This is a genomic window from Microbacterium sp. MYb66 (assembly GCF_002979435.1).
Lineage (GTDB): Bacteria > Actinomycetota > Actinomycetes > Actinomycetales > Microbacteriaceae > Microbacterium.
In genome coordinates this window covers 52,981-78,305 of the sequence record NZ_PCOV01000004.1, presented here as the reverse complement: position 1 = coordinate 78,305, position 25,325 = coordinate 52,981, and the positions used below count along the sequence as shown (strand labels likewise).

The following is a 25,325-nucleotide window of genomic DNA, read 5'->3' as shown; positions in this document are numbered from 1 at the left end:
CTACTTACGCTTCTTGCCGGCGTTACGACGACGCACGATGTACTTGTCGCTTTCCTTGTTGGCGTGACGGGTACGACCCTCAGCCTGGCCCCACGGGGAGACGGGGTGACGACCACCGGACGTCTTACCCTCACCACCACCGTGCGGGTGGTCGACCGGGTTCATCGCGACACCACGCACGGTCGGGCGGACGCCCTTCCAGCGCATGCGGCCGGCCTTACCCCAGTTGATGTTCGACTGCTCGGCGTTGCCGACCTCGCCGATGGTCGCGCGGCAGCGCGCATCGACGTTGCGGATCTCGCCCGAGGGGAGACGCAGCTGGGCGTAGGGGCCGTCCTTGGCGACGAGACGGACAGATGCACCGGCCGAACGTGCCATCTTCGCGCCGCCACCGGGACGGAGCTCGATCGCGTGGATGACGGTACCCGTGGGGATGTTCTTCAGCGGGAGGTTGTTGCCCGGCTTGATGTCAGCGCCGGCACCCGACTCGACGACGTCGCCCTGCTTCAGCTTCGCCGGAGCAAGGATGTAGCGCTTCTCTCCGTCGAAGTAGTGCAGCAGCGCGATGCGCGCGGTGCGGTTGGGGTCGTACTCGATGTGAGCGACCTTGGCGTTGACGCCGTCCTTGTCGTTACGACGGAAGTCGATGACACGGTACTGGCGCTTGTGGCCACCACCGATGTGACGGGTCGTGATGCGGCCCTGGTTGTTGCGACCACCGGTCTTCGAGAGCGGGCGCAGCAGCGACTTCTCCGGCGTCGATCGAGTGATCTCGGCGAAGTCAGCCACCGACGAGCCGCGACGGCCCGGGGTCGTGGGCTTGTACTTGCGAATAGCCATTATTGTCCTTATCCCCCGGATCAGCCGATTGCCGTGAAGATGTCGATGGTGCCCGACTTCAGGGTGACGATGGCGCGCTTGGTGTCCTTGCGCTTGCCGGTGCCGAAGCGGGTGCGGCGAGCCTTGCCGACGCGGTTGAGGGTGTTGACCCCTGCGACCTTGACGCCGAAGATCTTCTCGATGGCGAGCTTGATCTCGGTCTTCGAAGCGCGCGGGTCGACGAGGAAGGTGTACTTGCCTTCATCGATGAGACCGTAGCTCTTCTCGGACACGACCGGCTTCAGGATGATGTCGCGCGGGTCCTTGTTCAGGGCCGTCTGGAGAACAGATGCCTGCTCGCTCATGCGGAGACCTCCTGGTTGGCGCCGGACTTGGAGGCGATGAAGCCTTCGAGCGCGGCCTGGGTGAAGACGATGTCGTCGGAGACGAGAACGTCGTATGCGTTGAGCTGGTCGAACGTCAGCACGTGCAGGTTCGACAGGTTGCGGATGCTCTTCAGCGTCACGTCGTCGTTGCGCTCGGTCACGACGAGCACGTTCTTCGACGAGACGACGTTGGTGAGGAAGTTCACCGCGGTCTTGGTCGAGGGCGTGCCATCGATCCCGAAGGACTCGATCGCGTGGATGCGGTCACCGCGGAAGCGGTCGCTGAGCGCGCCCAGCAGGGCGGCGGCGATCATCTTCTTGGGGGTGCGCTGCGAGTAGTCGCGCGGCTTGGGGCCGTGCACGATGCCACCACCGGTCATGTGCGGCGCGCGGATGGAACCCTGACGGGCGTTACCCGTGCCCTTCTGCTTGAAGGGCTTGCGGCCGGCACCGGAGACCTCGCCACGACGCTTGGTCGAGTGCGTGCCCTGGCGAGCCGCCGCGAGCTGCGCGACGACGACCTGGTGGATGAGCGGGATGTTCGTCTTGGCGTCGAACAGCGCGGCGGGAAGCTCGATCGAGCCTGCCTTCTTGCCGTCTGCCTTGAGGACGTCGAGCGCGAGAGTGGAGTCAGCCATGATCAGGCACCCTTCACTGCGTTGCGGACATAGACGATGCGGCCACGAGCACCGGGGACGGCGCCCTTGACGAGCAGCAGACCCTTCTCGATGTCGACGGCGTGCACCGTGAGGTTGAGGACGGTCACGCGCTCGCCACCCATACGGCCGGCCATGCGCATGCCCTTGAAGACGCGGCTCGGGGTCGACGATGCGCCGATGGAGCCGGGCTTGCGGTGGTTGCGGTGCGAACCGTGCGAGGCCGAGACGCCCTTGAAGTTGTGACGCTTCATGACACCGGCGAAGCCCTTGCCCTTGCTCGTGCCGACGACGTCGACGAGCTGGCCCGCTTCGAAGGTGCCGTCGACCGTGAGCTCCTGGCCCAGGCTGTAGTCGCCGGCGTCCGCGGTGCGGATCTCGGTGACGTGACGACGCGGCGTGACGCCGGCTGCCTCGAAGTGAGCCGTGAGGGGCTTGTTCACCTTGCGGGGGTCGATCTGGCCGTAGGCGATCTGCACGGCGTTGTAGCCGTCCTTCTCGGGCGTACGGATCTGCGTGACCACGTTCGAGGCGAGCTCGATGACGGTGACGGGAACGAGCTTGCCGCTCTCGTTCCAGACCTGGGTCATACCGAGCTTCGTGCCCAGCATGCCCTTGGAAACCTTGGAGTTGATGTCAGTCATGCCGAGCCTCAGAGCTTGATCTCGATGTTGACATCGGCAGGCAGGTCGAGACGCATCAGCGAGTCGACGGCCTTGGGCGTCGGGTCGACGATGTCGATCAGACGCTTGTGGGTGCGCATCTCGAAGTGCTCGCGGCTGTCCTTGTACTTGTGCGGCGACCGGATGACGCACACGACGTTCTTCTCGGTCGGAAGGGGCACGGGGCCGACGACGGTTGCGCCCGCACGGGTCACGGTGTCGACGATCTTGCGTGCGGACGTGTCGATGACCTCATGGTCATACGACTTCAGGCGAATGCGGATCTTCTGTCCCGCCATTGTCTGCTCTCTCTCTTTAGGCGTCATACCGTCCGGGACCGGGTGGCCCTGGGGCATTGGACGCACGTCGGCGCTGTTCGCGCCTCGGCACGAGAACGGCTCTTGCGAGTCGATCTGCTGCACCACTGTTCTTCTGTCAGCCGCACGCCGTGAGGCGAACGGATGCCGACCTCCGCCGCGCACGGCAGAACCTCCATCAGGAAGGTGTCGGGGTGTGTGTTCTGCTACCCGCGGCCTAGAACCCTGCACCGTCCCGGAGGAGGCGCCGTCTATGCACTGCCCTGGCAGTGATCCGGCGCACGCACAGCGGCGACGGAATATCGAACCTGTCTATTCTGCCACGGCTGATTTCACTTCTGCAAACCCGGGCGTGTCGCGCCCGTCGAGCGGGCACTTCCGCGGTTCGCGAGCGGGTCAGATCGCAGGAGATAGCGGGGCGAGGCATCCCCATGCCTCGCCCCGCTTGGGGAGGGCGTTCAGTGCGAGGGGGCACACCGAACGCGAGTAGCCCGGCGTGAAGGGACGCCGAACTCCTCGATGGAGGGCGCGGCGGAAGAAGACCCGCCGCGCAGGCAGGGAGACGCTCAGGCGCACGAAGTGCGCGCGTCGCACGATGATCCCCAAGATCGCTTATCCCCAGTTTGTACGCGGAAGACCGCGTGCTTCAGGAAACCGAACCCCTTCGGCTTCCCCGACCGCAAGATCCCCAGGCGGTCGAGATGATCCTACTCGATACACCGGCGAATGCGCCACATTGGATGCCGGGGCGGGCACGTCCTGTGCCCGCCCCGGCATCGTGATCAGCTCCCCTGTCGGGACCGACGACGCTGAGCCAGCAGCAGGAGGGCGCCTCCGGCGATCAGGACGAGGATGATCGTCCAGAGCGCCAGCGTGCCGCCGAGTCCGGTCATCGGCAGCACCTTGACGAACTCGTTGCGGATCTCGACCTCGGTCGGCGCATCCGCACCCGCGAGATCGATCTGTGCCGTCGTCCCCGCCGAGGTCGCCGCCGGCGCCTGGGAGGTCGCGACCGTCACCGACGTCCGCACGGCGGTGCCGGCGTCGGTCTCGGTGATCTCGCACCGTGCGTCGACCGGAAGAGAACCGTAGTCCGCCCGGTATCCGCTCGATGCCCGCAGCTCGCGCACCGCACCACCCGGGATCGCGATCACCCGGTCGTCGCCGTCGGTCGGCAGGACGCACTGGAGTTCCACGGTGAAGACGCCGTCGGCGCCCTCCGCATCCAGGTCACCGGTGCGCGTCTTCGTCACCGCGATCTCGGTGAGGTCGAACGTGTTCGTCGCCGTGACCGTCCATGCCGGGTCGACGCCTTCGCCGACGGTCACGATCCCGTCCGCCGGCGCGAGCGTCGCGCTCGTCGCTCCAGCCGCATCGATCTCCTCGACCGCGCACGAGCTGGACGCGGGGTACGGACCGAAGGTCCGCATGCTCCCGGCCTCGAGTTCGAACTCGAGGTTCAGGATCTCCTGGCCCCGATAGGTGCACAGCGCGGAGAACGTGAACGCTTCGGTTCCGTAGAGAGCCGCCCCGTCGCCGTCGACCTCCTTCACGACGGTCAGGATGCCGGTGTCGTAGCTGTTGGTGACGGTGACATCCGCCGTCGCCACGCCGACCTCGATCTCCGCCGCGCCGCCACCGAGGTCGGTGACGCCGGTGCCGGTGATGACGATCTCGTCGGCGGCCGAGCTTCCGACCTCGGTGACCACGCACACCGAACGCGCGGGCACCGTGTTCGCGGGCGCCGTGAAGGTCTCCCCCGCGGCGAGCGTGAAGTCGAGCTGGGTCGCACCCCCGGCGAAGGTCACGGGAACACCGGTCGCCGTCGTGCAGGTCACGGTGAAGTCGAACGGACCGAAGCTGCCGGCGACGGCATCCGTGTCCACGTCCTTCGTGACGCTGAACCCGGAGAACGTGTAGTCGTTGCCGAGTTCCACGATGTCATCCGCCGGAACGGCGTCGCCTGCTTCCGCCACCTCGGAGATCACGACCGTGGTCGGGGAGCCGGAGCGGCTCGCCTCTCCGTAGGAGCCGGTCGCGCCCTGCTCGGTGATCGTGCAGGAGGCGCCGAGCGGAATGCCGTCGATACGGCGGCTGAAGCCGTTTCCGTCATCGAGCACGACGACCGCGTCCGCGCCCATGCCGAGCTCGACGCCGTCGATCGTGCAGACCACATCGGCCCGGAACTCATCAGGAGCGTACGCCGCCGCCGCACCGGTGACCTTCTTGTCGACGCGCAGGGCGCCGACCACGAGGTGTGTGCCGACCGGAGACGGTGCGATGCGCTGGAAGGCGGCCGAGTCCTTGTCGCGGAACTTCACGCCGAACTGGTTCCAGGCGAACGAATCCGAAGCGGGGACGCTCGAAGGCGCACCACTCGGGTTCGCTGCCGAGGCCACGACGTTCGTCGTGCTGTACGTCACGTCGACGAACTGCCCCGGCGTGAGAGCCCCGGCCGCCGTCGAACGGAAGTCCAGGCTCACGCGGATGCCGGAGACGACGGACCAGTCGGTGTCCGCATCGGCGACCACCCACACTTCGCCGTTCTGCTCGCACGGGTTCTGGTTGACCAGGTTGCCCCAGGTGCGGGCGCAGACGTCCGCGGACGTCGAGACCTGCACGACCGTCGTCGTCCCCTGCGGGGCGTTGATCGCGAGATCATCGAGCAGCTGCGGCCGGAACACCGATCCGCGGCTCGCGCCGGAGATCAGCGAACGGTCGCCCGCGACGGGGAGCTGGTCGAACAGCACCATCTCCGCCATCTCGCTGGTCCCGCCGTTCTGCGCGCGAAGCACCCAGTCGTCGGTCCCGCCGATCTCGCTGTTCGCCGCGCACGGCGAGCGGAAGTACGCTCCACCGGTCACGACCAGGTTCTGCTGGCAGATCCGGTCGGGAGCGCCCGGGAACACGGCGCCGGGACGCTCACCGCGCACGCCCTTGACCACGAACAGGCTGGTCGCGTTCGCGGGCGTGACGTAGTCGGTGGTCCCGCAGGTGGTGTCGTCCGCCGCCCACGCACCCGTGACGGCACCGCCGGGGCGGGTGTTGGTGCATGCCTGCAGGTTCTCCGCCGTGTGGACGGTCATCTGGTTCACAGCCTGCTGGCCGATGCCCAGACCGGGCTGGAGCTGCAGGAGCACCCTGACCGAGAAGGTCTCGCCGGGCGCCATGCGCGCGCCGGTCCCCCAGGTGAACACGAGTTCCCCGTCTTCCTCGGTCATGCTCTCCGGCGCACCGAGCAGGCCTCCGGAAGCAGGCGTGTACACGGGCTCGTCACCCAGGTACACGAGGTGCGACGGCAGCAGATCGCGAAGCTCCTCGACCGTCAGGTACCCGGTGCCGGTGTTCGTGAAGGCGAGGTCCCACGGCAGCAGGTCGCCAGCGGTGGCGAAGTGGCTGACGCCGTCGTTGACCTGCTTGTTGACCGAGATCCGGAAGGTGCCCGGGCTCAGCGCGATCGAGGCGTCGGTGGACTTCTCCTCCGAGGTCTCGCCGTTCAGCCGGTCGCTGATGACCGTCACCGTATTGGGCACGCTGCCGGTCATGGCGATCGCGGCACCGGTGGCGCGGTCGTCCTCACGGAGCTGCACCGTGAACGCCGCCGAAGTGCTCCAGCGCGGAGCGGGAACGGTCGGCGAGAAGAACGCGCCGTCGGCGCGGGAGAACGCGAACCGGATGCCCTGCACGTCGCCGTACCGGTCGGCCGCGACCGGGACGGTCGCGCTCCCGATCGCCGTCGGAGCGGACTCGACCCACTCCGCCGCACCGTCGGCGCCGAACGGACCGAACACCGCGACCCGCACCCGATCGGCTCCGGCCGGCGGCGTGATGGCGCCGAGGCCGGTGAAGTCGAACGAGTTCCAGAACTTCGGCGAGCCCGTGATGTCATCGGTCAGACGCACCTCCGCAGGAGACAGCGTGCTGACCGGCGAGGTGCCCTGGTTCGCGCCCAGAGTGACCGTGACGGGAGTGTCCTTCGTCGGTTCCGTGAGCGCGTTCGGCGACACGGTCTTGCGCGGCGCGACGTTGAGGTCGCCGCCCGTGAGCGTCACCGCCACGGCATCGCGCGCGCCGGTGGTCACGCCGTCGTTCAGGATGGGGTCGTAGGACTGCGCGAACACGCGGTTGGCCACTCCGACCCTCTCGTTGGCGGCCACGACCTGCGGCTCGCCGGAACTCCGCAGCGTCGGTCGCAGCTGGGTGTCCATGACGATCCGCAGCACGTTCGCCGAGCTGATGGTGCCGCCGGTGGTCGCCGGGTCGGTCCCCTGGAAGGTGACGCTGACGCCCACGACGTCGGCGAGGTCCGCCGGAGCCATCGCATTCACCGCAGCTGCCGTCGACTGCTCGGTGGTGTACGAGCCGTCGTCGTGACGCAGGAGCCACACGATGCTCGCCGCCAGGTCGACCTCAGCGGGGATCGAGGCCGATACGGTGACCCGGCGCAGGTCGAAGCGCTCGAACGGGTTCCCCTGTCCGGACCCGGTCAGCCAGTCGATGCCGTCTGCGAAGGGATCCCCCGTCGCGCCGGCCGCTGTTCCGGGGCTCTGGCAGAGCGCCATCGCCTCTCCGTCGGCGCACACCGGCGGGTCCGTGACACGGACATACGACGCGGAGGAGACGGAGTCGTTGCGGGCCTCGAGAGTGTAGCTCGCGGTCGGGTAGGCGGACGGGGCGGTGCCGGGGAACGGCACGTGCAGAGACGAGGTCGGCGTGACCGACTTGCGCACCGTGACTCCCGGACCCGGGTTGGTGATCAGGATCGAATCGGCGTCGGTGTCGCTGTGCACGGCACCTGTCGCGAGGGTCTCGGCGTCGATGCGCGTGGAGTTCTCGACCAACCCGGCGTCAGCGGTGTTGTACCGCGCCTTGTCGGTGACCCAGCTCCCGTCCGACCGCTTCTGGTCGCGGATCTGCCAGGTCAGGTCGAAGGTCCGGATCGCGCTGCTGGATCCGACACCGGCGCCCAGCGCGGTGACCCACGGGTCACCCGCTGCGACGGCCGCGGCTCGAGCCTGATCGTTCGGGGAGAGACGGATGCGGAAGCCGGTGGCGTTCTCGCTGGCAGCGGGCGCCAGCACGTGACCGACGAACGCTCCGTTCTGGATCCATCCTTCCGGGGGCGCGGGAATCGTCTGCCACGTGCCGCCGAGGTAGAGCTCCACCGCGTCTACGTTGTCGTACCGCATGTACCAGCCGTTGCTGAACGGCTCGGGATCCGCGGGGATCGCGTTGATCCGCACGAGGTCGAACGCGTCGAACACGGAACCGGCGATCGCGCCGGGAGCGCTGGCCGGGTCGAAGGCGTCGCCGCTCGTGGCGGGGTCGGAGATCACGACGCTGCCGTACCCCTCGCCCACGCTCCAGCTCAGAGTCGTGCCGCGGAGCTGCCCGGACTGTGCGGAGACGGTGGGTTCGCTCCACCGCTTGTCGATCCCGATCGTCCCCTGGCCCGATTCGGTCTCGATGACGGCGGTGCCCTGGTCTTCGTCGGTGTCGGTGAGCGGGGTGCCCACCGCCGTCTTGCCGGTGCCGGTCGTGGTCGCACTGTTCGTGTACGTCACCGGCTTGTCGGGGACCGGGGCCGTGTCGCCTCCGCTGCGCAGCTCGCTGCGCGCCTCCGTCACGACGTACGGCGTCACGGTGGTACCGGCCGGGAATCCGTCGGCGGTCGTGTTGTCGAATGTGAAGCGGATGCCGCGGAGGTCGTCGATCGAGACACTGCTCGGGAGCGCGGCCGCGATCTCGGTCGCGGTCATCGAGACCAGGTGCGGCTGTGCCTGCGCGAAGAACACCTGGAGCTGTCGCCAGTCTCCGTTCTCGTCCTGCACCTCGATCGCGAGGGTTGCGTTCGAGGGGACCTGCGTCGGAGCGATCGACACGAGGTCGAAGGCGTCCCAGAAGTCGCCGTCGCCGGTCCAGGCGTCCTCGACGACGATCTGCGTCGGACGCACGTAGTCGGACGTCGTGGTGAGCTTCGCGGTCAGCTCCGTCACGACCCGCTCGCCGGGGGCGACGGATCCGGAGGGGCGGATGCTCTTGTCCAGCGTGACATCGATCTCGGGCTTGAGCAGCGTGAGATCGGCCGTGTCGGTCGCCTCGGCATCCACGCCGTTCTGCGCGATGACCGAGGTGGTGGCCGAGTTCGTCACTGTCCGCTGCGTGCCACTGCCGATCGCGGACTCCTTCGAGCCGATCGTGAAGTCGATGACAGCACTCGATCCGGAGGCGATCCCGCCGTTCGCGGCGGTGAAGACGAACTCGAATCCGGAGATGGCGTCCGCGGGCAGGGCCGGAATCACACCCTCGACCAGCGCCACCTCGACCACCGCGCTGCCGTCGAGCGGGTGGTAGCGCACCACACCGGCGTCCGCGTCCTGCGGCCACACCGGCGCGGAGGTGAAGCCCAGGAAGAGGATGTCCTCGTCGAAGAAGTCGAGGTCTGCGACCCGCAGCTCGTTGACCCCCACGTCGGAGGTGTTGGTGCCGACGATGCGGGCCTCGGCGCTGTCGCCGGCGGCGATGCGATCGGGGTTGATGTTCTTGCTCGTCGCTGCGGCGATCGAGGCGGGGATCACCTGATAGGTGGCTCCTGCCGTGTCCGTGACCGGGTCTCGTCCTTCGACGGCAGCCGTCGCCGTCACGACGTTGTCGATCTTGTGCGTGGCGGTCGACAGGTCGGCGTCGGTGTTGCGGTTCGTCTCACGCTGGACGACGTCGATGGCGACGGTGCCGCTCGCTGCCTCCTGGATCGCCGAGCCGGTGTAGGTGAGTCGGATGCCGCCGATCGCGGCCGGGTCCACGTCGGAGGGGATCTCGGGCCTGCCGGACGGAGGTCCGGGAACCCACTGCCACGTCCCGTCCGCCTGCTGCAGGTAGAGATCGGTCTGCACCTCATCCGCCCCGTCGGGCAGGGCGGTCGCGCCGAAGCCGGTGAAGTCCGTGATCAGGAACGGGTTGCTCGCGTCGAGGGTCGTCGCGCCGTCCTCCGCGGTCGCGGGCTCCTGGACGATGAGTGTCTCGACGGGCCCGTTGGAGGCGTTCGTGACGGTCAGGCCGATGCTCGAGGCCGAACCGGGGTTGAAGCTCTGCGGCGAAGGCGACCACGTCTTCGCCACGTCGACGGCGAGGATCTCCGGAGTGACCACGGTGATGGTCGCGTCATCGGTGTCGGGCGCGGAGTTGGTCGCCTCCGTCTTCGCCACGTTCGTGATCGTCCGGGTCCCCGGCGGCAGGTAGTCGGGGACCTGGAGGGTGATCGTGACCGTGAACGTCTGACCGTTCTGCAGTCCGGTTCCGGCGGGTGCGCTGATGGCACCCGTGAAGTCGACGTCGAGGACGGTGTCGGCGGTCACGACGGACGGGGTCGTCGTGCCGACCGCTCCGTCGACGCTCCAGGTGACGTCACGCGGAATGCTCGCTGCCCCCGGCTGCATCGACACGTTCTGGATCGTGTAGCCGGCGAGCTCGGCCGGCAGCGCATCCGTGAGAGTCGCGTCGAGGCACGAGCTCTCCGAGCAGTTGACCGCGATCGTGTAGGTGAACGGCTGCCCCGGCGAGACCGTGGCGGGCGAGACGCTCTTCGAGACCGTCAGGTACTCGGGATCCCCTTCGGCCGCGTAGACCGGTGCGGTCGGCACGACGAGTGCCGAGACGAGAACGGCGATCGCTGCGATGATGGCCCACGGCTTGCGGCGGGCAGCGTGAACGTACAGTTTTTCGGCGCGCATGAGCGCATTCCTCCCCCGCCGTCGACAATGCCGACGGCCCTCCCCTATCCCCCCGGTCCGGGGGGCGATTTCCGCTCATGCGCGCGGCAGAACGGCAGCTCCGGCCCTCTGCGGAGAGGGCGCGGCGAATCCGGTCGCCTCTGGCTGAACGACCAGCCACCTCGAGCGTCTGTAGCCAAACGTCCAAGGAGTCGTACTTCCTTTATCCTGGCATATCGATACTTCAGGATGCCAATCGGCGAACCGACGCGTCTCGTCAGCGCACGAAAAAGCGGCGACCCATCCGATGGATGGGTCGCCGCTCAGCGAGGTGAGGGGTTGCTACTCGTTGCCGACCGCCTTGTCCGCGCTGTCGCGGATCTCATCGATCTTGTCGGCAGCACCCGGGGCGATCTTCTTGGCGAAGTCGGCGACGCCGTCGAGCACCTTGTCGCTGATGTCCTCGGCCTGCTCGCTCTTGACCGCCTCGGCGATCTTGTCCTTGTTCTGCTCGTAGAGGTCTTTGCCCTTGTTCACGGCGTCGTCGATGCCCATATGGTTCCCCTTCTGACGTGTGTGCTGTCGACCGACGGGCCGACCACACTCATTGTGCATGCCCGTCCCGCCGAAGGGAACCCTCGGGTCCCCGGTTAACGACAGCGGGGCCGGACCCGAAGGCCCGACCCCGCTGCGAGGAAGCAGATGCTTACTTGATGATCTTCGTGACCGTACCGGCGCCGACGGTGCGTCCACCCTCACGGATGGCGAAGCCGAGGCCCTCCTCCATGGCGATCGGCTGGATCAGCTCGACCGTCATGTCGGTGGTGTCGCCGGGCATGACCATCTCGGTGCCCTCGGGCAGCGAGATGACGCCGGTGACGTCGGTGGTGCGGAAGTAGAACTGCGGGCGGTAGTTCGTGTAGAAGGGGTTGTGACGCCCACCCTCGTCCTTGGACAGGATGTACGCGGTGCCCTCGAAGTCGGTGTGCGGCGTGACCGAACCCGGCTTGACGATGACCTGACCGCGCTCGACGTCCTCACGCTTCGTGCCACGGAGCAGGAGACCACAGTTCTCGCCGGCCCAGGCCTCGTCGAGCTGCTTGTGGAACATCTCGATACCCGTGACCGTGGTCTTGACGGTCGGACGGAGTCCGACGATCTCGACCTCGGAGTTGATGGCCAGCGTGCCACGCTCGGCGCGACCCGTGACGACGGTTCCACGGCCGGTGATCGTGAAGACGTCCTCGACGGGCATCAGGAACGGCTTGTCACGGTCACGCTCCGGGTCCGGAACGCTGTCGTCGACAGCCTGCATGAGGTCCAGGATCGCCTGGGTCCACTTCTCGTCGCCCTCGAGCGCCTTGAGAGCCGAGACGCGGACGACAGGAGCGTCCTCGTCGAAGCCCTGGCCTGCGAGCAGCTCGCGGACCTCGAGCTCGACGAGCTCCAGGATCTCCTCGTCGTCGACCATGTCGGACTTGTTCAGCGCGACCAGCAGGTACGGAACGCCGACCTGCTTGGCGAGCAGCACGTGCTCACGCGTCTGAGCCATCGGGCCGTCGGTGGCGGCGACCACGAGGATCGCGCCGTCCATCTGAGCAGCACCGGTGATCATGTTCTTGACGTAGTCGGCGTGGCCGGGAGCGTCGACGTGAGCGTAGTGACGCTTGGGGGTCTCGTACTCGATGTGCGAGATGTTGATGGTGATTCCACGCTGGCGCTCTTCCGGCGCCGAGTCGATGGAAGCGAAGTCGCGCTGCACGTTGGTGTCGGACGGGAACTTGTCAGCAAGCACCTTCGAGATCGCTGCGGAGAGCGTGGTCTTGCCGTGGTCGACGTGACCGATCGTTCCGATGTTGACGTGCGGCTTGGTCCGCTCGAACTTGGCCTTAGCCACTGGGTCCTCCTCAGGACGTCGTTGTAGAGGTGACCGGGCACTGGTTTGCGACCGGTTCTCTACGGGTTAGGTTCTCAGTTTAGTAGAGAGGGAATGTGAAGTTGTAGGTGACCTGGGAACCCCGCGGCGCTTCGCGGTGCTCGGCGCCGCGGGGAACCCAGAAGAGCGATTACTCGCCCTTGGTCTTCTGGACGATCTCGTCGGCCACTGCGCGGGGAACCTCAGCGTAGCTGTGGAACTCCATCGAGTAGACGGCGCGGCCCGAGGTCTTCGAGCGCAGGTCGCCGATGTAGCCGAACATCTCGGACAGCGGGACCTGAGCGCGGACGACCTTGACGCCTGCGGCGTCTTCCATCGACTGGATCTGGCCACGACGCGAGTTCAGGTCGCCGATGACGTCGCCCATGTACTCCTCGGGCGTACGGACCTCGACGGCCATCAGCGGCTCGAGCAGCACGGGGTTGGCGCGACGAGCGGCCTCCTTGAAGCCCATGGAGCCCGCGATCTTGAACGCCATCTCCGAGGAGTCGACGTCGTGAGCCGCACCATCGACGATGGTCGCCTTGACGCCGACCATCGGGTAGCCCGCGAGCACGCCGACGTTCATCGCATCCTGGAAACCGGCGTCGATCGAGCCGATGTACTCACGAGGGATGCGACCACCGGTGACGGCGTTCACGAACTCGTAGGTCTTCTCGGAGTCCAGGTCCATCGGCTCGATGGTGAACTGGATCTTCGCGAACTGGCCGGAGCCACCGGTCTGCTTCTTGTGCGTGTAGTCGTGCTTCTCGACGGCCTTCTTGAGCGTCTCGCGGTATGCCACCTGCGGCTTGCCCACGTTGGCCTCGACGTTGAACTCGCGCTTCATGCGGTCCACGAGGATGTCGAGGTGGAGCTCGCCCATGCCCTTGATGGTCGTCTGACCGGTCTCGGGGTTGAGCTCCGTGCGGAAGGTCGGGTCCTCCTCAGCGAGCTTCTGGATGGCGACACCCAGCTTCTCCTGGTCGGCCTTGGTCTTCGGCTCGATGGCGACCTCGATGACGGGCTCGGGGAACGTCATCGACTCGAGGACGACCGGAGCCGCCGGGTCGGTGAGGGTGTCACCCGTGGTGGTGTCCTTGAGGCCGATGACCGCGTAGATGTTGCCGGCGGTGACCGAGGGGACCGGGATCTCCTTGTTGGCGTGCATCTGGAAGATCTTCCCGATGCGCTCCTTCTTGTTCTTGGTCGAGTTGATGACCGCAGAACCGGACTCGAGGTGACCCGAGTAGACGCGCACGTAGGTCAGGCGACCGAAGAACGGGTGCACGGCGACCTTGAACGCGAGGGCCGCGAACGGGTCCTTCGCGTCGGGGTGACGCTCGATGATCGTGTCGTAGTCCTTGGGGTCGTGCGCCTCGATGGAACCCACGTCGAGCGGGTTCGGGAGGTAGTCGACGACCGCGTCGAGCATCGGCTGGACGCCGCGGTTCTTGAACGCGGAGCCGCAGAGCACCGGGTAGATCTCGGATGCGACGGTCAGCTTGCGGATCGCGCCCTTGATCTCGGCGACCGTGAGCTCCTCGCCACCGAAGAACTTCTCGAGCAGCGCGTCGTCGGTCTCGGCGACGGTCTCGAGGAGCTGCTGACGGTACTCGGCCGCCTTCTCCTTGAGGTCTTCCGGGATCTCCTGGATCTCGTAGGAGGCACCCATGGTGACGTCACCCTTGGAGTCACCGGCCCAGACGAGTGCACGCATCTCGACCAGGTCGACGACGCCGATGAAGTCGCTCTCCGCGCCGATCGGCAGCTGGATGACGAGGGGCTTGGCACCCAGACGGTTGATGATCGTGTCGACGGTGAAGTAGAAGTCCGCACCGAGCTTGTCCATCTTGTTGACGAAGCAGATACGGGGGACGTTGTACTTGTCGGCCTGACGCCAGACGGTCTCGGACTGGGGCTCGACGCCCTCCTTGCCGTCGAACACCGCGACGGCACCGTCGAGGACGCGGAGCGAGCGCTCCACCTCGACCGTGAAGTCCACGTGACCGGGGGTGTCGATGATGTTGATCTGGTTCTTGTTCCAGAAGCAGGTCACGGCGGCAGACGTGATCGTGATGCCGCGCTCCTTCTCCTGCTCCATCCAGTCGGTGGTCGAGGCACCATCGTGCGTCTCGCCGAGCTTGTGGTTGACGCCCGTGTAGAACAGGATGCGCTCGGTCGTCGTGGTCTTGCCGGCATCGATGTGCGCCATGATGCCGATGTTGCGGACCTTGCTCAGGTCCGTGAGCACGTCTTGTGCCACAGGAGTGTCCTTATCTTTTGGAGCAGTCGTACTGCGAAGAGGGGGTGCCCGCCCCTCGGCGAGTGGCCGAGGGGCGGGCGAAGCTGTTTACCAGCGGTAGTGAGCGAACGCGCGGTTCGACTCGGCCATCTTGTGCGTGTCCTCACGGCGCTTGACCGCGGCACCCAGGCCGTTCGACGCGTCGAGGATCTCGTTCTGCAGACGCTCGGTCATCGTCTTCTCACGACGGCCCTTCGCGTAGCTCACGAGCCAGCGCAGTGCGAGCGTGTTGGCACGGTGAGGCTTGACCTCGACCGGCACCTGGTAGGTCGAGCCACCGACGCGGCGGCTGCGGACCTCGAGGGTCGGGCGCACGTTGTCGAGCGCCTTCTTGAGCGTGGCGACGGCGTCCTGACCGTTCTTCGCCTCGACACCGCGGAGGGCGCCGTAGACGATCGACTCGGCCAGCGACTTCTTGCCGTCGACGAGGATCTTGTTCACCAGCGAGGTGACGATCGGCGCGCCGTATACCGGGTCGTTGACGACGGGGCGCTTGGGGGCGGGACCCTTACGAGGCATCTAACTCAACCCTTCTTCGCGCCGTAGCGGGAACGAGCCTGCTTACGGTTCTTGACAGCCTGGGTGTCCAGGGCGCCACGGACGATCTTGTAACGCACACCGGGGAGGTCCTTGACACGACCGCCGCGCACGAGCACCAGCGAGTGCTCCTGCAGGTTGTGGCCCTCACCGGGGATGTAGGCGGTGACCTCGGTCCCGTTGCGGAGCTTCACACGAGCGACCTTGCGCATCGCCGAGTTCGGCTTCTTCGGGGTGGTGGTGTAGACGCGGGTGCAGACCCCGGCCTGCTGCGGGTTCGACTTGAGCGCCGGCGCCTTGGTCTTGGTGACCTTGGGCGAGCGACCCTTGCGAACCAACTGCTGAATGGTTGGCACGTTCTCTCCTCATAGTGCTGCACGGTGACAGCGTGATGGGTTTCACATCATGACCCACCGGCACGCCGGAATCGACGAGCTTTTGGTGTGGTGGGTATGCCGTGGGAGCGGACCGGCATGGTGCCGACGCCCAGTGCGCACGTCAAGACGTGCACACACCTGGTCAAGTGTAATGCCGCGTAACGTGACGGTCAAATGAGCGCAAGTCCGGCGCGGCTCGGGAGCCGCGTCCCCCTCACGGCAGGTCGGGGTCGAACGGCGAGTCCAGCGATTCGGTCAGCTCCGCCAGCAGCGCCTCGATCTGCGGTTCGACGTGCTGCGAGATGGCGGCCTGAATGTGGATGCGATGACGGAGCAGGATGCCGCAGATCTCGCGGCCGACCATGTTGGCATACTCGTCGGCGAGGGTGACCTCCTGCCGGAGGGCGATCTTCGCCTCCTCCGTCAAGGGCGGCAGCGCGGGCAGCTCCGCGGCGGAGTCGTCTGCGAGTCCCGCGATCGTGAACAGGAACGGCGCCCCCGCCACCGGCTCCGGGTCGAGCGGGAGCCCGTCGAACTCAGGGTCGAGGTCTTCGGCCGGGCGGTAGCTGCGGGCGCGGTTGCGTGCGGCCTGCTGATCGAGCTCGCGCTGCAGCATCGGCAGGTTCCGCGCCGTGTAGTCGGCGACCGCGTGGTCGACGATGGTCTTGATCCGGGTCGAGAGCCCGTGCTGCACGCCGTGAGGGGTGTTCGCCCCGATCCCGGCGGCCGAGAGGATCGGCGATCCGAGGCAGCGGCGACACGGCGCGACTCGACCGCGGTGGGTCGCCGGCTCCCAGCGCGGCACCCAGCGCAACCAGGCCTCGACGGCCTGGTCCACCTGCGTCTCCAATGAGCGCTCCACCCCACCAGCGTACGGCGCGTCGCCTGCCACCGCCGCGATTTCCCGCACCCCGGCGGGGCGGATCATCTCCGCCTCCCTCCGCCGGTCGGAGGTCACTCGTCCTCGTCGCGCTCCCAGGGCCAGCGCGGATGCTCTGCGCGGGTGCGGCGGAGGGCGATCCCACCCCACGCGGCGATCAGGGCCGCGAGCAGGAGGATCGCGCTCGCTCCGCCACGCACGAGATCGCCTGCGACGGCGGTGGCGAGCACGATGCTCCCGGTTCCGACCAGCACGGCGATCCACACCGCGGCCAGATGAACGAGACCGGTGACCAACGCGATCGCGATCGTGGCGACGTAGGAGGGATCGCCGCGGCGCAGCGTCGACCACAGCATGAGCGCGAACGACACGACCGCGGCGAGCATGCCGATCACGCCGGGCGCCTGCCCGAGATCCCGCACCGCGATGATGTCCGCATCCGTCGCCACGCTCAGTGCACCGAGCCCGAAGACCGCGAGCGCGAAGAAGCTGATGGTGGCGAGCGCCACGGCGAGGACAGCCGAAACCCCCGCGGACTCGGGTCCGCGGGGGTTCGGCGTGGTGGAGTTCGTGATTACCTCGCCAGCGTCGGGCCGGCTTCGAGGGTGCGCTCGTACTCGCGCTGCGCCTCGGCGTTCAGCTCGGTCTTGCGGGCACCGCTGCGAGCGACCCAGGCGCCGAACCAGATCGTCAGCTCGCGGGCGAACACGAAGGCGGCGATGGCCAGCGGGGCGAGCAGCTGCTCCCCGACCAGATCGAGGCCCTGCGAGGCGGTGAGCTTCCAGAACGGGGCCTCGAAGAGCTGTCCGAGGATGTGGCCGGCGTACGCGATGAGACCGACGATGATGCCGAAGACCACCCAGAGTCCCCAGCGGCCGCGGTTGATGATCGCTCCGAGCAGCCAGAAGCCGAGGAAGAAAACGACGACGGGCGTCCAGTAGCCCCATGTGGCCAGCGGGGCGATCGCGGCCTCGCCGATGTTCTCACCGGTCACGTCCCCTGCGATCGCGCGGAGCCCGAGCGCCGTGCCGAGGTACAGCACGGCGAAGACGAGGGTCGCGAGCAGTCCGATGGCGCCTGCGGTGCCGCGGTTGCCCCGGTCGCGCGGGGGCTCGGGGGCCTGAACGAAGATGGGCTGCGGCTGTGCGGCGGCCGCGACGACGAGCGGCTCGGACGGGACGATACGCGTCTCGGAGTCGTCACCGTAGGGAGCGTACGCGGCATCGGCCATTCCCGACTCGGCGCGCTCATCGGCGAAGGTGGCGGCGGCCGGTGCGACGAACACGGCGGTCGCATCGGCATCCTCCCGGGGCTCCTCGGCCCAGGCACGCGGCTCCTCGACGGCCGGGGATGCGGCGGGAGGAGGCGGCGCGAAGGTGCCGGGGTGATCCCGCTCGGCCGCTTCGAAGGCGGCGAGGTCCGAGTCGACGGACGTGTCGACCGGCTCACCCTCGGGGACATCGTCGGCACCGGGAACATCCGCGCCTGCGGCGGCGGCGGCGTCGAGGCCGGCGTTCGCGCTGCCGACGACGTCGTCCACGTCAGCCGGCTTCTCGGGCTGGGGAACGTCGGGGTCACTCATGGGGTGCGCCTCTCATCGGATATGTGCATTGTGAGGGTACCGCCGCGCAAGGGACCGCTCACGGAGGCGTGCCGACGTGTCGTCATACGCGAGGCCGCGGCCCTGCTGCGACGTTTCAGGGGAGGGCGCTGCGCAGCGCATCGCCGGCGAACCCGGCGAGCACCGGGAGCATCGGCAGCGACAGCCAGACCAGGGCGCCGATGATGCCGGCGCACACGATGCCGGCGAACCAGCTCATCCCGAGGTTGCGTCCACCCACCCGTGCCATGACTCCACGCTACGACCGAAGAAGAGGAGACGCGGGGAGCAACGCCGAGGAGGCTCGCCCCCGGCTCCGCGGGCGGGTTGTTCCGGGCACTCAGCCCTTGGTCGCGCCGGCGGTCAGCCCACCGACGATGTACTTCTGCAGGAAGAGGAACAGGATCATGACCGGGATCGCGGCCATCACCGCGCCGGCCGAGAACGCCGACCAGTCCGCGTAGCGCGGATTCGCGACGAGCTTGGTGAGTCCGACGACGAGCGTCTGCTGCTCCACGTCGACGAGCATCACGCTCGCGATCACATACTCGTTGACCGTGCCGATGAACGACAGGAGTCCGACCACCGCGAGGATCGGCGCGACGAGACGCAGGATGATGGTGAAGAAGATCCGGGCGTGACCGGCGCCGTCGATGCGCGCCGCCTCATCGATCTCCTTCGGGATCGTGTTGAAGAAGCCGTACATCAGGTACGTGTTCACGCCGAGCGCTCCGCCGAGGTACACCAGGATCAGGCCGGTGTGCGTGTTCAGGCCGATCGCGGGGAACCAGTCGCCCAGCGTCGACATGAGCAGGAAGATCGCGACGACCGCGAGCAGCTGCGGGAACATCTGCACGACCACGATCGTGACCAGGCCCACCCGGCGTCCGGCGAACCGCATGCGCGAGAAGGCATACGCGGCGCATGCGCCGATGAACACGGTCACGGCTCCCGTGACCACGGCGATGAGCAGGGTGTTGAGGAACCAGGTGCCGTAAGGGTTCTGCGGGTCGCTGAGGATGCGGACGTAGCTGTCGATGCCGATCGCCGAGAACAGCTGGTTCGATCCCGTCAGCGTTCCCTTCGGGTTCAACGACGCCGAGAACACGTACAGCAGCGGGAACAGGGCGAATGCGCTCACGACGACGGCGACGAGGTGGCGCCATCCGGTGTCTGCGAACCAGGCGCCGAAGCTGCGGCGACGCGGGGCGAGGATCTGCACGTCGCTGGTGGAGCGAGTGGTGGAGCGGGAGGTGGTGCTCATGTCAGTTCAGCTCCTCGAGGGCCTTGGTCTTGCGGAAGCTGATGATCGAGATCGTCGCGACCACGACGAAGATCAGGATGGTGAAGGCCGATGCGAGACCGTAGTCGCGGGTCTGACCGGTGAAGGCCACCTTGTAGACCATCGAGATCAGGATGTCGGTGTGCCCGACCGGGATCGACACGTCGCTGAATCGCGGCCCGCCGTTGGTGAGCATGTAGATCAGGTTGAAGTTGTTGAAGTTGAACGCGAACGACGAGATCAGCAGCGGCGCCACCGTCACGAGCAGCAGCGGCAGCTTGATGCGGCGGAAGACCTGCCAGGGATTGGCGCCGTCCATGACGGCAGCCTCGTTCACGTCCTCCGGGATGCCCTGGAGCGCACCCATGCAGACGAGGAACATGTAAGGGAAGCCGAGCCAGAGGTTCACAAGCAGGACCGACACCTTCGCGAGGGCGGGATCGGTGAGCCACGGGATGTCCGCGCCCCCGAAGATGACCTGGTTGATGAAGCCGAAGCTCTCGTTCATCATCCCGGCCCAGACCAGCGCCGAGAGGAAGGCGGGGAAGGCGTACGGAAGGATCAGGATGATCCGGTAGCCGTTGCGGAACCGCATCCGGGTGTTGTTGAAGACCAGCGCGAGCAGGAGCCCGAGGAAGAACGTCGTGGCCACCGAGATCAACGCGAACGCGAACGTCCAGAGCGTCACCGAGATGAGCGGCCCGCGGATCGAGGAGTCGGTGACCGCACGGACGAAGTTGTCGAAGCCGACCGTGGTCTGCCACCCGGGGAGCAGCTGCTCGCCGCCCTCCGCGGTGAAGGCCCCGTCTCCCGTGTCGGAGTACACCGTCCCGCTCGTGGTGTCGGTGATGGTGTCGGCCGCCTCGTCGTACTCGAGTGTCGAGACGTAGAGGTACCCCTTCTGGCCGTCCGGTGCGCGGAGGCTGCCGTCGTTCGGGTCGTCGCTGAACGGGACCGACAGCTTCTCGAGCTCTTCGGAGAGCGTGAAGACGGTCGCCAGCGGAAGAGTGGTCCAGCCGTCGACCGCGACGGCCTGGCCTCCCTCGAACTCGGCGTCGACCTCCTCGAGCGGCTGCTCGGCGGTGCCGAGCAGCGCGTCGCCGGAGTCCGGATCGGTCACGAGCAGGCCGTAGGTGCCGAACTGCTCGACGACCGTCACCGGGTAGGTCGGCGAGTCCTCCACGCGCTCCTGCGCCGAAGCGAGGAGCGAGGAGATCGCCTGATCCTTGGTGCCGTTGTGGCCGGTGCCGTAGTTCGTGAAGCCGATGTATCCGGTGTAGAGCAGCGTGAAGACCTGGAACACGACCAGGAAGATGATGCCGGGAGTGAGGTACTTCGCTGCGATGCGCCTGCGGGAGAAGTAGATGTAGTTGACGAGGATGGCGACCGCGACGACGATGCCGAGGATCAGCCACTCCTGGTGCGTGAACAGCACGAACGCGGCGTACAGCGCGATCGCATCGACGACGGCCAGCAGGAGGATCTTCAGCAGCAGCCAGCCGATGGGGCCGGATGCGGCCTCCGCGATCTTCGCGGCCTGGCGTTGGCGTCTGGTCGGAGGAGCAGTGCGCTCGTCGGTGTCTGTCATGTCGTCCTCGTCATGATCCTGCCGGGGCGGGCGGAGAGCGCCCACCCCGGCAGGGTCAGTGTGATGGCTGTTACTTGATCGCGGCGGTCACGTCATCGACGAGCTTCTGCCACGTCGTCGCCGGGTCCTCGCCGTTGATGATGGCCGCCTCGGCGACGCCCCAGTACTGCCAGACGGCGCCCATCGCCGGGATGGCGGGCATCGGCACGGCATCGGCGCCCACGGCCTGGAAGCCCGCGATGATCGGGTCGGATGCCGCGGTGTCGGCGGCTGCGGTCAGCGCGGGCAGGATGTTGCCTGCCTTGAACAGCTCGAGCTGCACCTCTTCGGTGCCGATGTAGTTCACCAGGAAGTCGTTCGCGGCGACCTTGTTCTTCGACTCCGAGCTCACGAAGAAGCCCTTCACCCCGGCGAACGGCGACGCGGTCTCGCCGGTCGGGCTCGGGATCGGGTCGATCGCGACGTTGATGCCCGCGTCGGTGGCCGCACCCACGTTCCACGGACCGGTCAGCCAGAAGGCCGCCGTGCCGTCGAGGAACTGCTGCTTGGCGATCTCGCCGTCGACGTCGGTGTTCAGAACGCCTGCTGCGCCCTGTGCACCCAGCCAGTCGGCGAAGGCGAAGCCGCCCTCGCTGCCGAGCTGGAGGTCGGTGGCGTCGTAGCTGCCGGAGTCATCCGTGCCGAAGACCGGGGCGCCGAACGCCGTCTGGAACGGGTACAGGTGGTACGGGTTGCCCTCGGCTCCCTGCTCGACGACGAACGTGCCCTTCGAGACCATGTCGTCGAAGCTCGTCGCGGCCGCCGGGACGAGGTCGGTGTTGCGCAGAACGGCGATGTTCTCGACCGCGTACGGGAGCATGTAGACGGTGCCGTCGTAGGTCGCGGCCTGAAGCGCGACCGGGAGGTAGTCCTCCGAGCTGTCGCCGAGCTCGATCGGTGCGACGACGCCGTTCGTGGAGAGCTCGCCGAGCCAGTCGTGCGCGCCCATGACGACGTCCGGCCCCTTGCCGGTCGGCACCTGCTGGATGAAGTCGTCCTTCATGTCGTCGACGGACTTGCCGACGAGCTCGACCTTGACGCCGGTCTTGTCCTTGTATGCGTCCGCAGCCCCCTGCAGCGCATCGACGCGCTCGGCGTCGACCCAGACGGTCAGCTTCCCGCTGTCCTCGGAGCCGGAGGTGTCGTCGCCGCTGGTCCCTGCGGAGCAGCCGGCGAGCGTCAGAGTCGAAACGATGGCGATCGCGCCCGCGGCGACGATGCCCCTCTTGTTCACCTTCATTGGTGTGTGCCTCTCTCAGTGCTGATCACCTGCAAGGACTGCAAGCGCTTACAGTATGCATCGAAAATGGCGAGATTCGCAACGAGCGAGGGCGTCGATATCAACCCGTGACCGGGCAGATCGGCAATCGAGGCGATGAAAACGCTTCCATGGCTGCCGAAAACGGAGGTTCGTAGACTGGGGGCATGACGGATCGTTCCCTTCCCCTCGCACGCGCGGCGGCAGGTCTCCTCCTGGCACTGTCTGCGATCGCCCTGAGCGGCTGCACAGCATCCTCGGCGAGCTACGCCGTCCTGGACCGGGACGCCGAGCCTGCAGACACGGTGCCGGACGGGGTGATCGAGCAGGACTCCGGCGACGTCGCCGATCTGTCTTCGGCTCGGTTCGTCGGAGAACACTCCGGCAGCTCGGTCTGGCTCCTACGGGGAGTCGAGCCGTCGACGGTCTGCGTGCTCGCCTACCTCGACGAGAGCGAGTGGGGCATGGGCTGCGGAGGCGAGCGCGGCCCCGTCGAGATGAGCGGCCCGGCCGGTCACTTCACGACGGTTCCCGACGACTACCCCACACCGGACGGGGCCACCAGGATCTCCGACAATGTGTACGCGCTGAGCCCCTGAGTAGGATGAATCCATGGCTGACAGCTCATTTGACATCGTCTCGAAGGTGGATCACCAGGAGGCCGAGAACGCCCTGAACCAGGCCCGCAAGGAGATCGAGCAGCGCTACGACTTCAAGGGCACCGGTGCGTCGATCGCGTGGAGCGGCGAGAGCATCCTCATCATCGCGAACACCGAGGAGCGGGCCAAGGCCGTCCTCGACGTGTTCCAGTCCAAGCTCATCAAGCGCGGCATCTCCCTGAAGAGCCTCGAGTCGGGCGACCCCTTCGCCAGCGGCAAGGAGTTCCGCATCGTCTCGACGCTGAAGGACGGCATCTCCTCGGAGAACGCGAAGAAGATCGGCAAGCTCATCCGCGACGAGGGGCCCAAGGGCGTGAAGAGCCAGATCCAGGGCGACGAGCTGCGCGTGCAGTCCAAGAGCCGCGACGACCTCCAGGCGGTGATCGCCCTGCTGAAGGGCGCAGACCTCGACCTCGACCTGCAATTCATCAACTACCGGTAGCGCACTTCAGTATTCCCGCGCAGAGAGGGAGGCGGATGCCACGGCATCCGCCTCCCTCTCTGCGTAGATCTCCCCCTCGCATACCGATATTCGGCTCCGGGAACCAAGACTGGAGACCGTTCGATTCGATCGACGAAGCGAACGCCGGTGAAGGCCATCGGCATCCCCCGACTTCACGATGTCGCCGCCCTGCCCGGGCCAGATCGTGGCGGACTCGGGGCGAACGACGAACGGGGGCAGAGGTCCATGAGCACTGTCGGATCGACGAGCATCGGCGAGAGCAAGCAGCTCCTGGCGGAGGAGGTCTTCCACCACATCGGCAAGCAGATCGTCGAGCGTACGCTGGTCGCCGGCGATCGCATCCGCGACGTCGACGTCGCGGAAGAGCTGCACGTGTCGCGCACGCCGGTGCGCGAGGCGCTGCAGCGGCTGGAGCGCCTGGGCATGGTGACGATGTACCCGAGCCGATACACGGAAGTCACCGAGGTGAGCGCGGAGACGGTCGCCCAGTCCCTCGAGTTCGCCGGACACCAGGCCGGGATCGCTGCGCGACTTGCCGTCCCGCGGATCACCTCCGCACAGCGCGCGCACGTCATCGGGCTCATCGCGAAGATGTCGGCCGCGATCGAGGACAGCGTGAAGACCTCCGACGCCCGCTGGGCGGTGTTCTCCTACCTCGGCGCCCGCACCGGCAACGCGCAGCACCAGGCGCTGATCGACGACGCGAGCATGGTCGTCCTGCGCAATCTGCGCGGTTGGGCCGTCCCGCAGGCGGACCGCGAGCGGATGCAGGGCGTATACCAGGACTTCCGCGCGGCCGTCCGCGATCGCGACGGCGACGAGGCGGAACGCCTCACCCGGGCGATGTACTACGTGTGAACGGGATCAGACCGCCGCACGCCACCCCGTGACCCAGCGGTCGAGCCGCGCATAGGCGTCCTCCCTCGCCGCGTGGCGGGAGAGGAAGACGTCGTGCAGCGCACCGTCGATGCGCTCCACCGTGACGGTGGATCCGAGATGGAGGGCGGCGCGGGCGATGTCGTCGACGACGAGGACGGAATCCGCGGACGTGAGATCTTCCGACCACCGCGTCGGCGGCACGAACCGGGCGGAGAGCAGCACGCACACGGGCGCCGTGATCGACAGCCCTGCCGCCACGGCCTTGTGTCCGGAGAGGATCGCATGCAGCCACCCCGCGTAGACCGCCATGGTCTGCGCCGGGCGCCAGACGGGATTCACGTCCATCGGATCATCCGGGTCGGCGACCTCCTGCTGGGCACGCGTGTAGAACCCGAGGTCCACCTGCGGTGCGACCTCCATCGGCCGGATCCGCGCCTGCAGCTCGACCATGGGCGCGATCGCCGCCCTCGCCGGCGCGAACTGGAACTCCAGCCAAGGGCTGTTCAGGACCACCGCATCCGCGGCACCCGGATGGCGTGAGGCCCACAGACTCAGCGTGAGCCCCCCGGTGGAATGCCCCAGGAGCACCAGACGACGGGCGGATTCAGTGCCGCCCTCCCCGCGCCCCATCGCATCCAGTGCCGCCGCGATGTCCTCGTCATAGGTGGCGAGGTCGGCGATGTAGCCCGGCGTCTGCCCGTCGCGGAGGCTGCGACCGTACTTGCGCAGGTCGAGTGCGAAGAAGCGGGCGCCGCGGGAGGTCCAGAAGCGCGCGAGCCGCTTCTGGAAGAAGTAGTCGGACCAGCCGTGCACGTAGAGCACGTCGACGCCGTCGAGGAGCGGCCGTCGCCCGCGCGCCCGCTCCCACCAGTCCGGGCGTGCCGGGAGCGCACGGACCAGGGTCGCGACGACCGGGCCTTGGTCGTCGACTCCGAGTTCGAGCGTGCGCTGCTCGAACTCGTCGCCGAGCACATCAGGGATCCAATCGGCCATG

22 protein-coding genes are annotated in these 25,325 nt (G+C 67.4%); 3 read left to right on the top strand and 19 right to left on the bottom strand.

All coding sequences use genetic code 11. The features are described 5' to 3' along the window. The 18 genes from rplB to CQ045_RS10230 form a co-directional block, all read right to left on the bottom strand. Complete coding sequence (rplB, locus tag CQ045_RS10310; protein ID WP_105670831.1) at window positions 1-840, bottom strand: 50S ribosomal protein L2; 840 nt, start codon at window positions 838-840, stop codon at window positions 1-3. Window positions 841-860: 20 nt separating this feature from the next. Next, window positions 861-1,184 carry a 50S ribosomal protein L23 gene (gene rplW / locus CQ045_RS10305; protein WP_017829206.1) on the bottom strand — a complete coding sequence of 108 codons (324 nt, stop codon included), beginning with the start codon at window positions 1,182-1,184 and terminating at the stop codon, window positions 861-863. Beyond that, window positions 1,181-1,843, bottom strand: a complete 663-nt coding sequence (gene rplD, locus CQ045_RS10300; RefSeq protein WP_105723384.1) for a 50S ribosomal protein L4 — start codon at window positions 1,841-1,843, stop codon at window positions 1,181-1,183. Before rplD ends, rplW begins: the two co-directional genes overlap by 4 nt. A gap of 2 nt (window positions 1,844-1,845) precedes the next feature. Then, complete coding sequence (gene rplC / locus CQ045_RS10295; protein WP_105723382.1) at window positions 1,846-2,505, bottom strand: 50S ribosomal protein L3; 660 nt, start codon at window positions 2,503-2,505, stop codon at window positions 1,846-1,848. 8 nt (window positions 2,506-2,513) lie between these two features. Further along, on the bottom strand, window positions 2,514-2,822 hold the full coding sequence (gene rpsJ / locus CQ045_RS10290; RefSeq protein ID WP_017201594.1) for a 30S ribosomal protein S10: 309 nt from the start codon (window positions 2,820-2,822) through the stop codon (window positions 2,514-2,516). An 800-nt stretch (window positions 2,823-3,622) separates the two neighbouring features. After that, window positions 3,623-10,570: a DUF5979 domain-containing protein gene (locus CQ045_RS10285; protein ID WP_105723380.1), complete on the bottom strand. Its 6,948-nt coding sequence runs from the start codon at window positions 10,568-10,570 to the stop codon at window positions 3,623-3,625. A 321-nt stretch (window positions 10,571-10,891) separates the two neighbouring features. Then, window positions 10,892-11,104 carry a hypothetical protein gene (locus CQ045_RS10280; protein ID WP_105723378.1) on the bottom strand — a complete coding sequence of 71 codons (213 nt, stop codon included), beginning with the start codon at window positions 11,102-11,104 and terminating at the stop codon, window positions 10,892-10,894. 151 nt (window positions 11,105-11,255) lie between these two features. Beyond that, window positions 11,256-12,446, bottom strand: coding sequence for an elongation factor Tu (gene tuf, locus CQ045_RS10275; RefSeq protein WP_046747810.1), 1,191 nt, complete (start codon window positions 12,444-12,446; stop codon window positions 11,256-11,258). Between the two features lie 169 nt (window positions 12,447-12,615). Beyond that, window positions 12,616-14,730 carry an elongation factor G gene (fusA, locus tag CQ045_RS10270; protein WP_105723376.1) on the bottom strand — a complete coding sequence of 705 codons (2,115 nt, stop codon included), beginning with the start codon at window positions 14,728-14,730 and terminating at the stop codon, window positions 12,616-12,618. 87 nt (window positions 14,731-14,817) lie between these two features. Continuing rightward, complete coding sequence (gene rpsG / locus CQ045_RS10265; RefSeq protein ID WP_017201608.1) at window positions 14,818-15,288, bottom strand: 30S ribosomal protein S7; 471 nt, start codon at window positions 15,286-15,288, stop codon at window positions 14,818-14,820. Between the two features lie 5 nt (window positions 15,289-15,293). After that, on the bottom strand, window positions 15,294-15,662 hold the full coding sequence (rpsL, locus tag CQ045_RS10260) for a 30S ribosomal protein S12 (protein ID WP_017201609.1): 369 nt from the start codon (window positions 15,660-15,662) through the stop codon (window positions 15,294-15,296). Between the two features lie 235 nt (window positions 15,663-15,897). Then, entirely contained in the window at window positions 15,898-16,545 is a 648-nt protein-coding gene (locus tag CQ045_RS10255; protein WP_181156534.1) for a spermidine/putrescine ABC transporter substrate-binding protein, read from the bottom strand. A 92-nt stretch (window positions 16,546-16,637) separates the two neighbouring features. After that, on the bottom strand, window positions 16,638-17,072 hold the full coding sequence (locus CQ045_RS10250) for a hypothetical protein (RefSeq protein WP_105723372.1): 435 nt from the start codon (window positions 17,070-17,072) through the stop codon (window positions 16,638-16,640). A gap of 65 nt (window positions 17,073-17,137) precedes the next feature. Further along, window positions 17,138-18,145: an ABC transporter gene (locus CQ045_RS10245; protein WP_105723370.1), complete on the bottom strand. Its 1,008-nt coding sequence runs from the start codon at window positions 18,143-18,145 to the stop codon at window positions 17,138-17,140. A 115-nt stretch (window positions 18,146-18,260) separates the two neighbouring features. After that, on the bottom strand, window positions 18,261-18,413 hold the full coding sequence (locus tag CQ045_RS18850; protein WP_181156533.1) for a hypothetical protein: 153 nt from the start codon (window positions 18,411-18,413) through the stop codon (window positions 18,261-18,263). Window positions 18,414-18,503: 90 nt separating this feature from the next. Next, the gene (locus CQ045_RS10240; protein ID WP_105723368.1) at window positions 18,504-19,427 is read right to left on the bottom strand and encodes a sugar ABC transporter permease; all 924 of its coding nucleotides are present in this window, start codon (window positions 19,425-19,427) and stop codon (window positions 18,504-18,506) included. A 1-nt stretch (window position 19,428) separates the two neighbouring features. Continuing rightward, window positions 19,429-21,033, bottom strand: a complete 1,605-nt coding sequence (locus CQ045_RS10235) for an ABC transporter permease subunit (RefSeq protein ID WP_105723366.1) — start codon at window positions 21,031-21,033, stop codon at window positions 19,429-19,431. Between the two features lie 70 nt (window positions 21,034-21,103). Further along, a complete protein-coding gene (locus tag CQ045_RS10230; RefSeq protein ID WP_105723364.1) occupies window positions 21,104-22,312 on the bottom strand; it encodes a maltose ABC transporter substrate-binding protein in 1,209 nt (402 codons plus the stop codon). 185 nt (window positions 22,313-22,497) lie between these two features. On the opposite strand from CQ045_RS10230, the gene CQ045_RS10225 reads away from it, so the two are divergent. From CQ045_RS10225 to CQ045_RS10215, 3 genes are all read left to right on the top strand, one after another. Further along, the gene (locus tag CQ045_RS10225) at window positions 22,498-22,929 is read left to right on the top strand and encodes a hypothetical protein (protein ID WP_105723362.1); all 432 of its coding nucleotides are present in this window, start codon (window positions 22,498-22,500) and stop codon (window positions 22,927-22,929) included. A 13-nt stretch (window positions 22,930-22,942) separates the two neighbouring features. Then, on the top strand, window positions 22,943-23,431 hold the full coding sequence (locus CQ045_RS10220) for a YajQ family cyclic di-GMP-binding protein (RefSeq protein WP_105723360.1): 489 nt from the start codon (window positions 22,943-22,945) through the stop codon (window positions 23,429-23,431). A gap of 246 nt (window positions 23,432-23,677) precedes the next feature. Beyond that, on the top strand, window positions 23,678-24,310 hold the full coding sequence (locus tag CQ045_RS10215; protein ID WP_105723756.1) for a GntR family transcriptional regulator: 633 nt from the start codon (window positions 23,678-23,680) through the stop codon (window positions 24,308-24,310). A gap of 6 nt (window positions 24,311-24,316) precedes the next feature. On the opposite strand, the gene CQ045_RS10210 is transcribed toward CQ045_RS10215, so the two are convergent. Next, window positions 24,317-25,324 (bottom strand): alpha/beta hydrolase, encoded by a 1,008-nt coding sequence (locus CQ045_RS10210; protein WP_105723358.1) that lies wholly within the window; start codon window positions 25,322-25,324, stop codon window positions 24,317-24,319. Window position 25,325 lies beyond the last annotated feature (1 nt).

Bases quoted from the DNA above. Each gene is read 5' to 3' on its own strand.
- rplB (WP_105670831.1), bottom strand. From the start codon at position 840: ATGGCTATTCGCAAGTACAAGCCCACGACCCCGGGCCGTCGCGGCTCG.
- rplW (WP_017829206.1), bottom strand. From the start codon at position 1,184: ATGAGCGAGCAGGCATCTGTTCTCCAGACGGCCCTGAACAAGGACCCG.
- rplD (WP_105723384.1), bottom strand. From the start codon at position 1,843: ATGGCTGACTCCACTCTCGCGCTCGACGTCCTCAAGGCAGACGGCAAG.
- rplC (WP_105723382.1), bottom strand. From the start codon at position 2,505: ATGACTGACATCAACTCCAAGGTTTCCAAGGGCATGCTGGGCACGAAG.
- rpsJ (WP_017201594.1), bottom strand. From the start codon at position 2,822: ATGGCGGGACAGAAGATCCGCATTCGCCTGAAGTCGTATGACCATGAG.
- CQ045_RS10285 (WP_105723380.1), bottom strand. From the start codon at position 10,570: ATGCGCGCCGAAAAACTGTACGTTCACGCTGCCCGCCGCAAGCCGTGG.
- CQ045_RS10280 (WP_105723378.1), bottom strand. From the start codon at position 11,104: ATGGGCATCGACGACGCCGTGAACAAGGGCAAAGACCTCTACGAGCAG.
- rpsG (WP_017201608.1), bottom strand. From the start codon at position 15,288: ATGCCTCGTAAGGGTCCCGCCCCCAAGCGCCCCGTCGTCAACGACCCG.
- CQ045_RS10245 (WP_105723370.1), bottom strand. From the start codon at position 18,145: ATGAGTGACCCCGACGTTCCCCAGCCCGAGAAGCCGGCTGACGTGGAC.
- CQ045_RS18850 (WP_181156533.1), bottom strand. From the start codon at position 18,413: ATGGCACGGGTGGGTGGACGCAACCTCGGGATGAGCTGGTTCGCCGGC.
- CQ045_RS10240 (WP_105723368.1), bottom strand. From the start codon at position 19,427: ATGAGCACCACCTCCCGCTCCACCACTCGCTCCACCAGCGACGTGCAG.
- CQ045_RS10235 (WP_105723366.1), bottom strand. From the start codon at position 21,033: ATGACAGACACCGACGAGCGCACTGCTCCTCCGACCAGACGCCAACGC.
- CQ045_RS10230 (WP_105723364.1), bottom strand. From the start codon at position 22,312: ATGAAGGTGAACAAGAGGGGCATCGTCGCCGCGGGCGCGATCGCCATC.
- CQ045_RS10225 (WP_105723362.1), top strand. From the start codon at position 22,498: ATGACGGATCGTTCCCTTCCCCTCGCACGCGCGGCGGCAGGTCTCCTC.
- CQ045_RS10220 (WP_105723360.1), top strand. From the start codon at position 22,943: ATGGCTGACAGCTCATTTGACATCGTCTCGAAGGTGGATCACCAGGAG.
- CQ045_RS10215 (WP_105723756.1), top strand. From the start codon at position 23,678: ATGAGCACTGTCGGATCGACGAGCATCGGCGAGAGCAAGCAGCTCCTG.
- CQ045_RS10210 (WP_105723358.1), bottom strand. From the start codon at position 25,324: ATGGCCGATTGGATCCCTGATGTGCTCGGCGACGAGTTCGAGCAGCGC.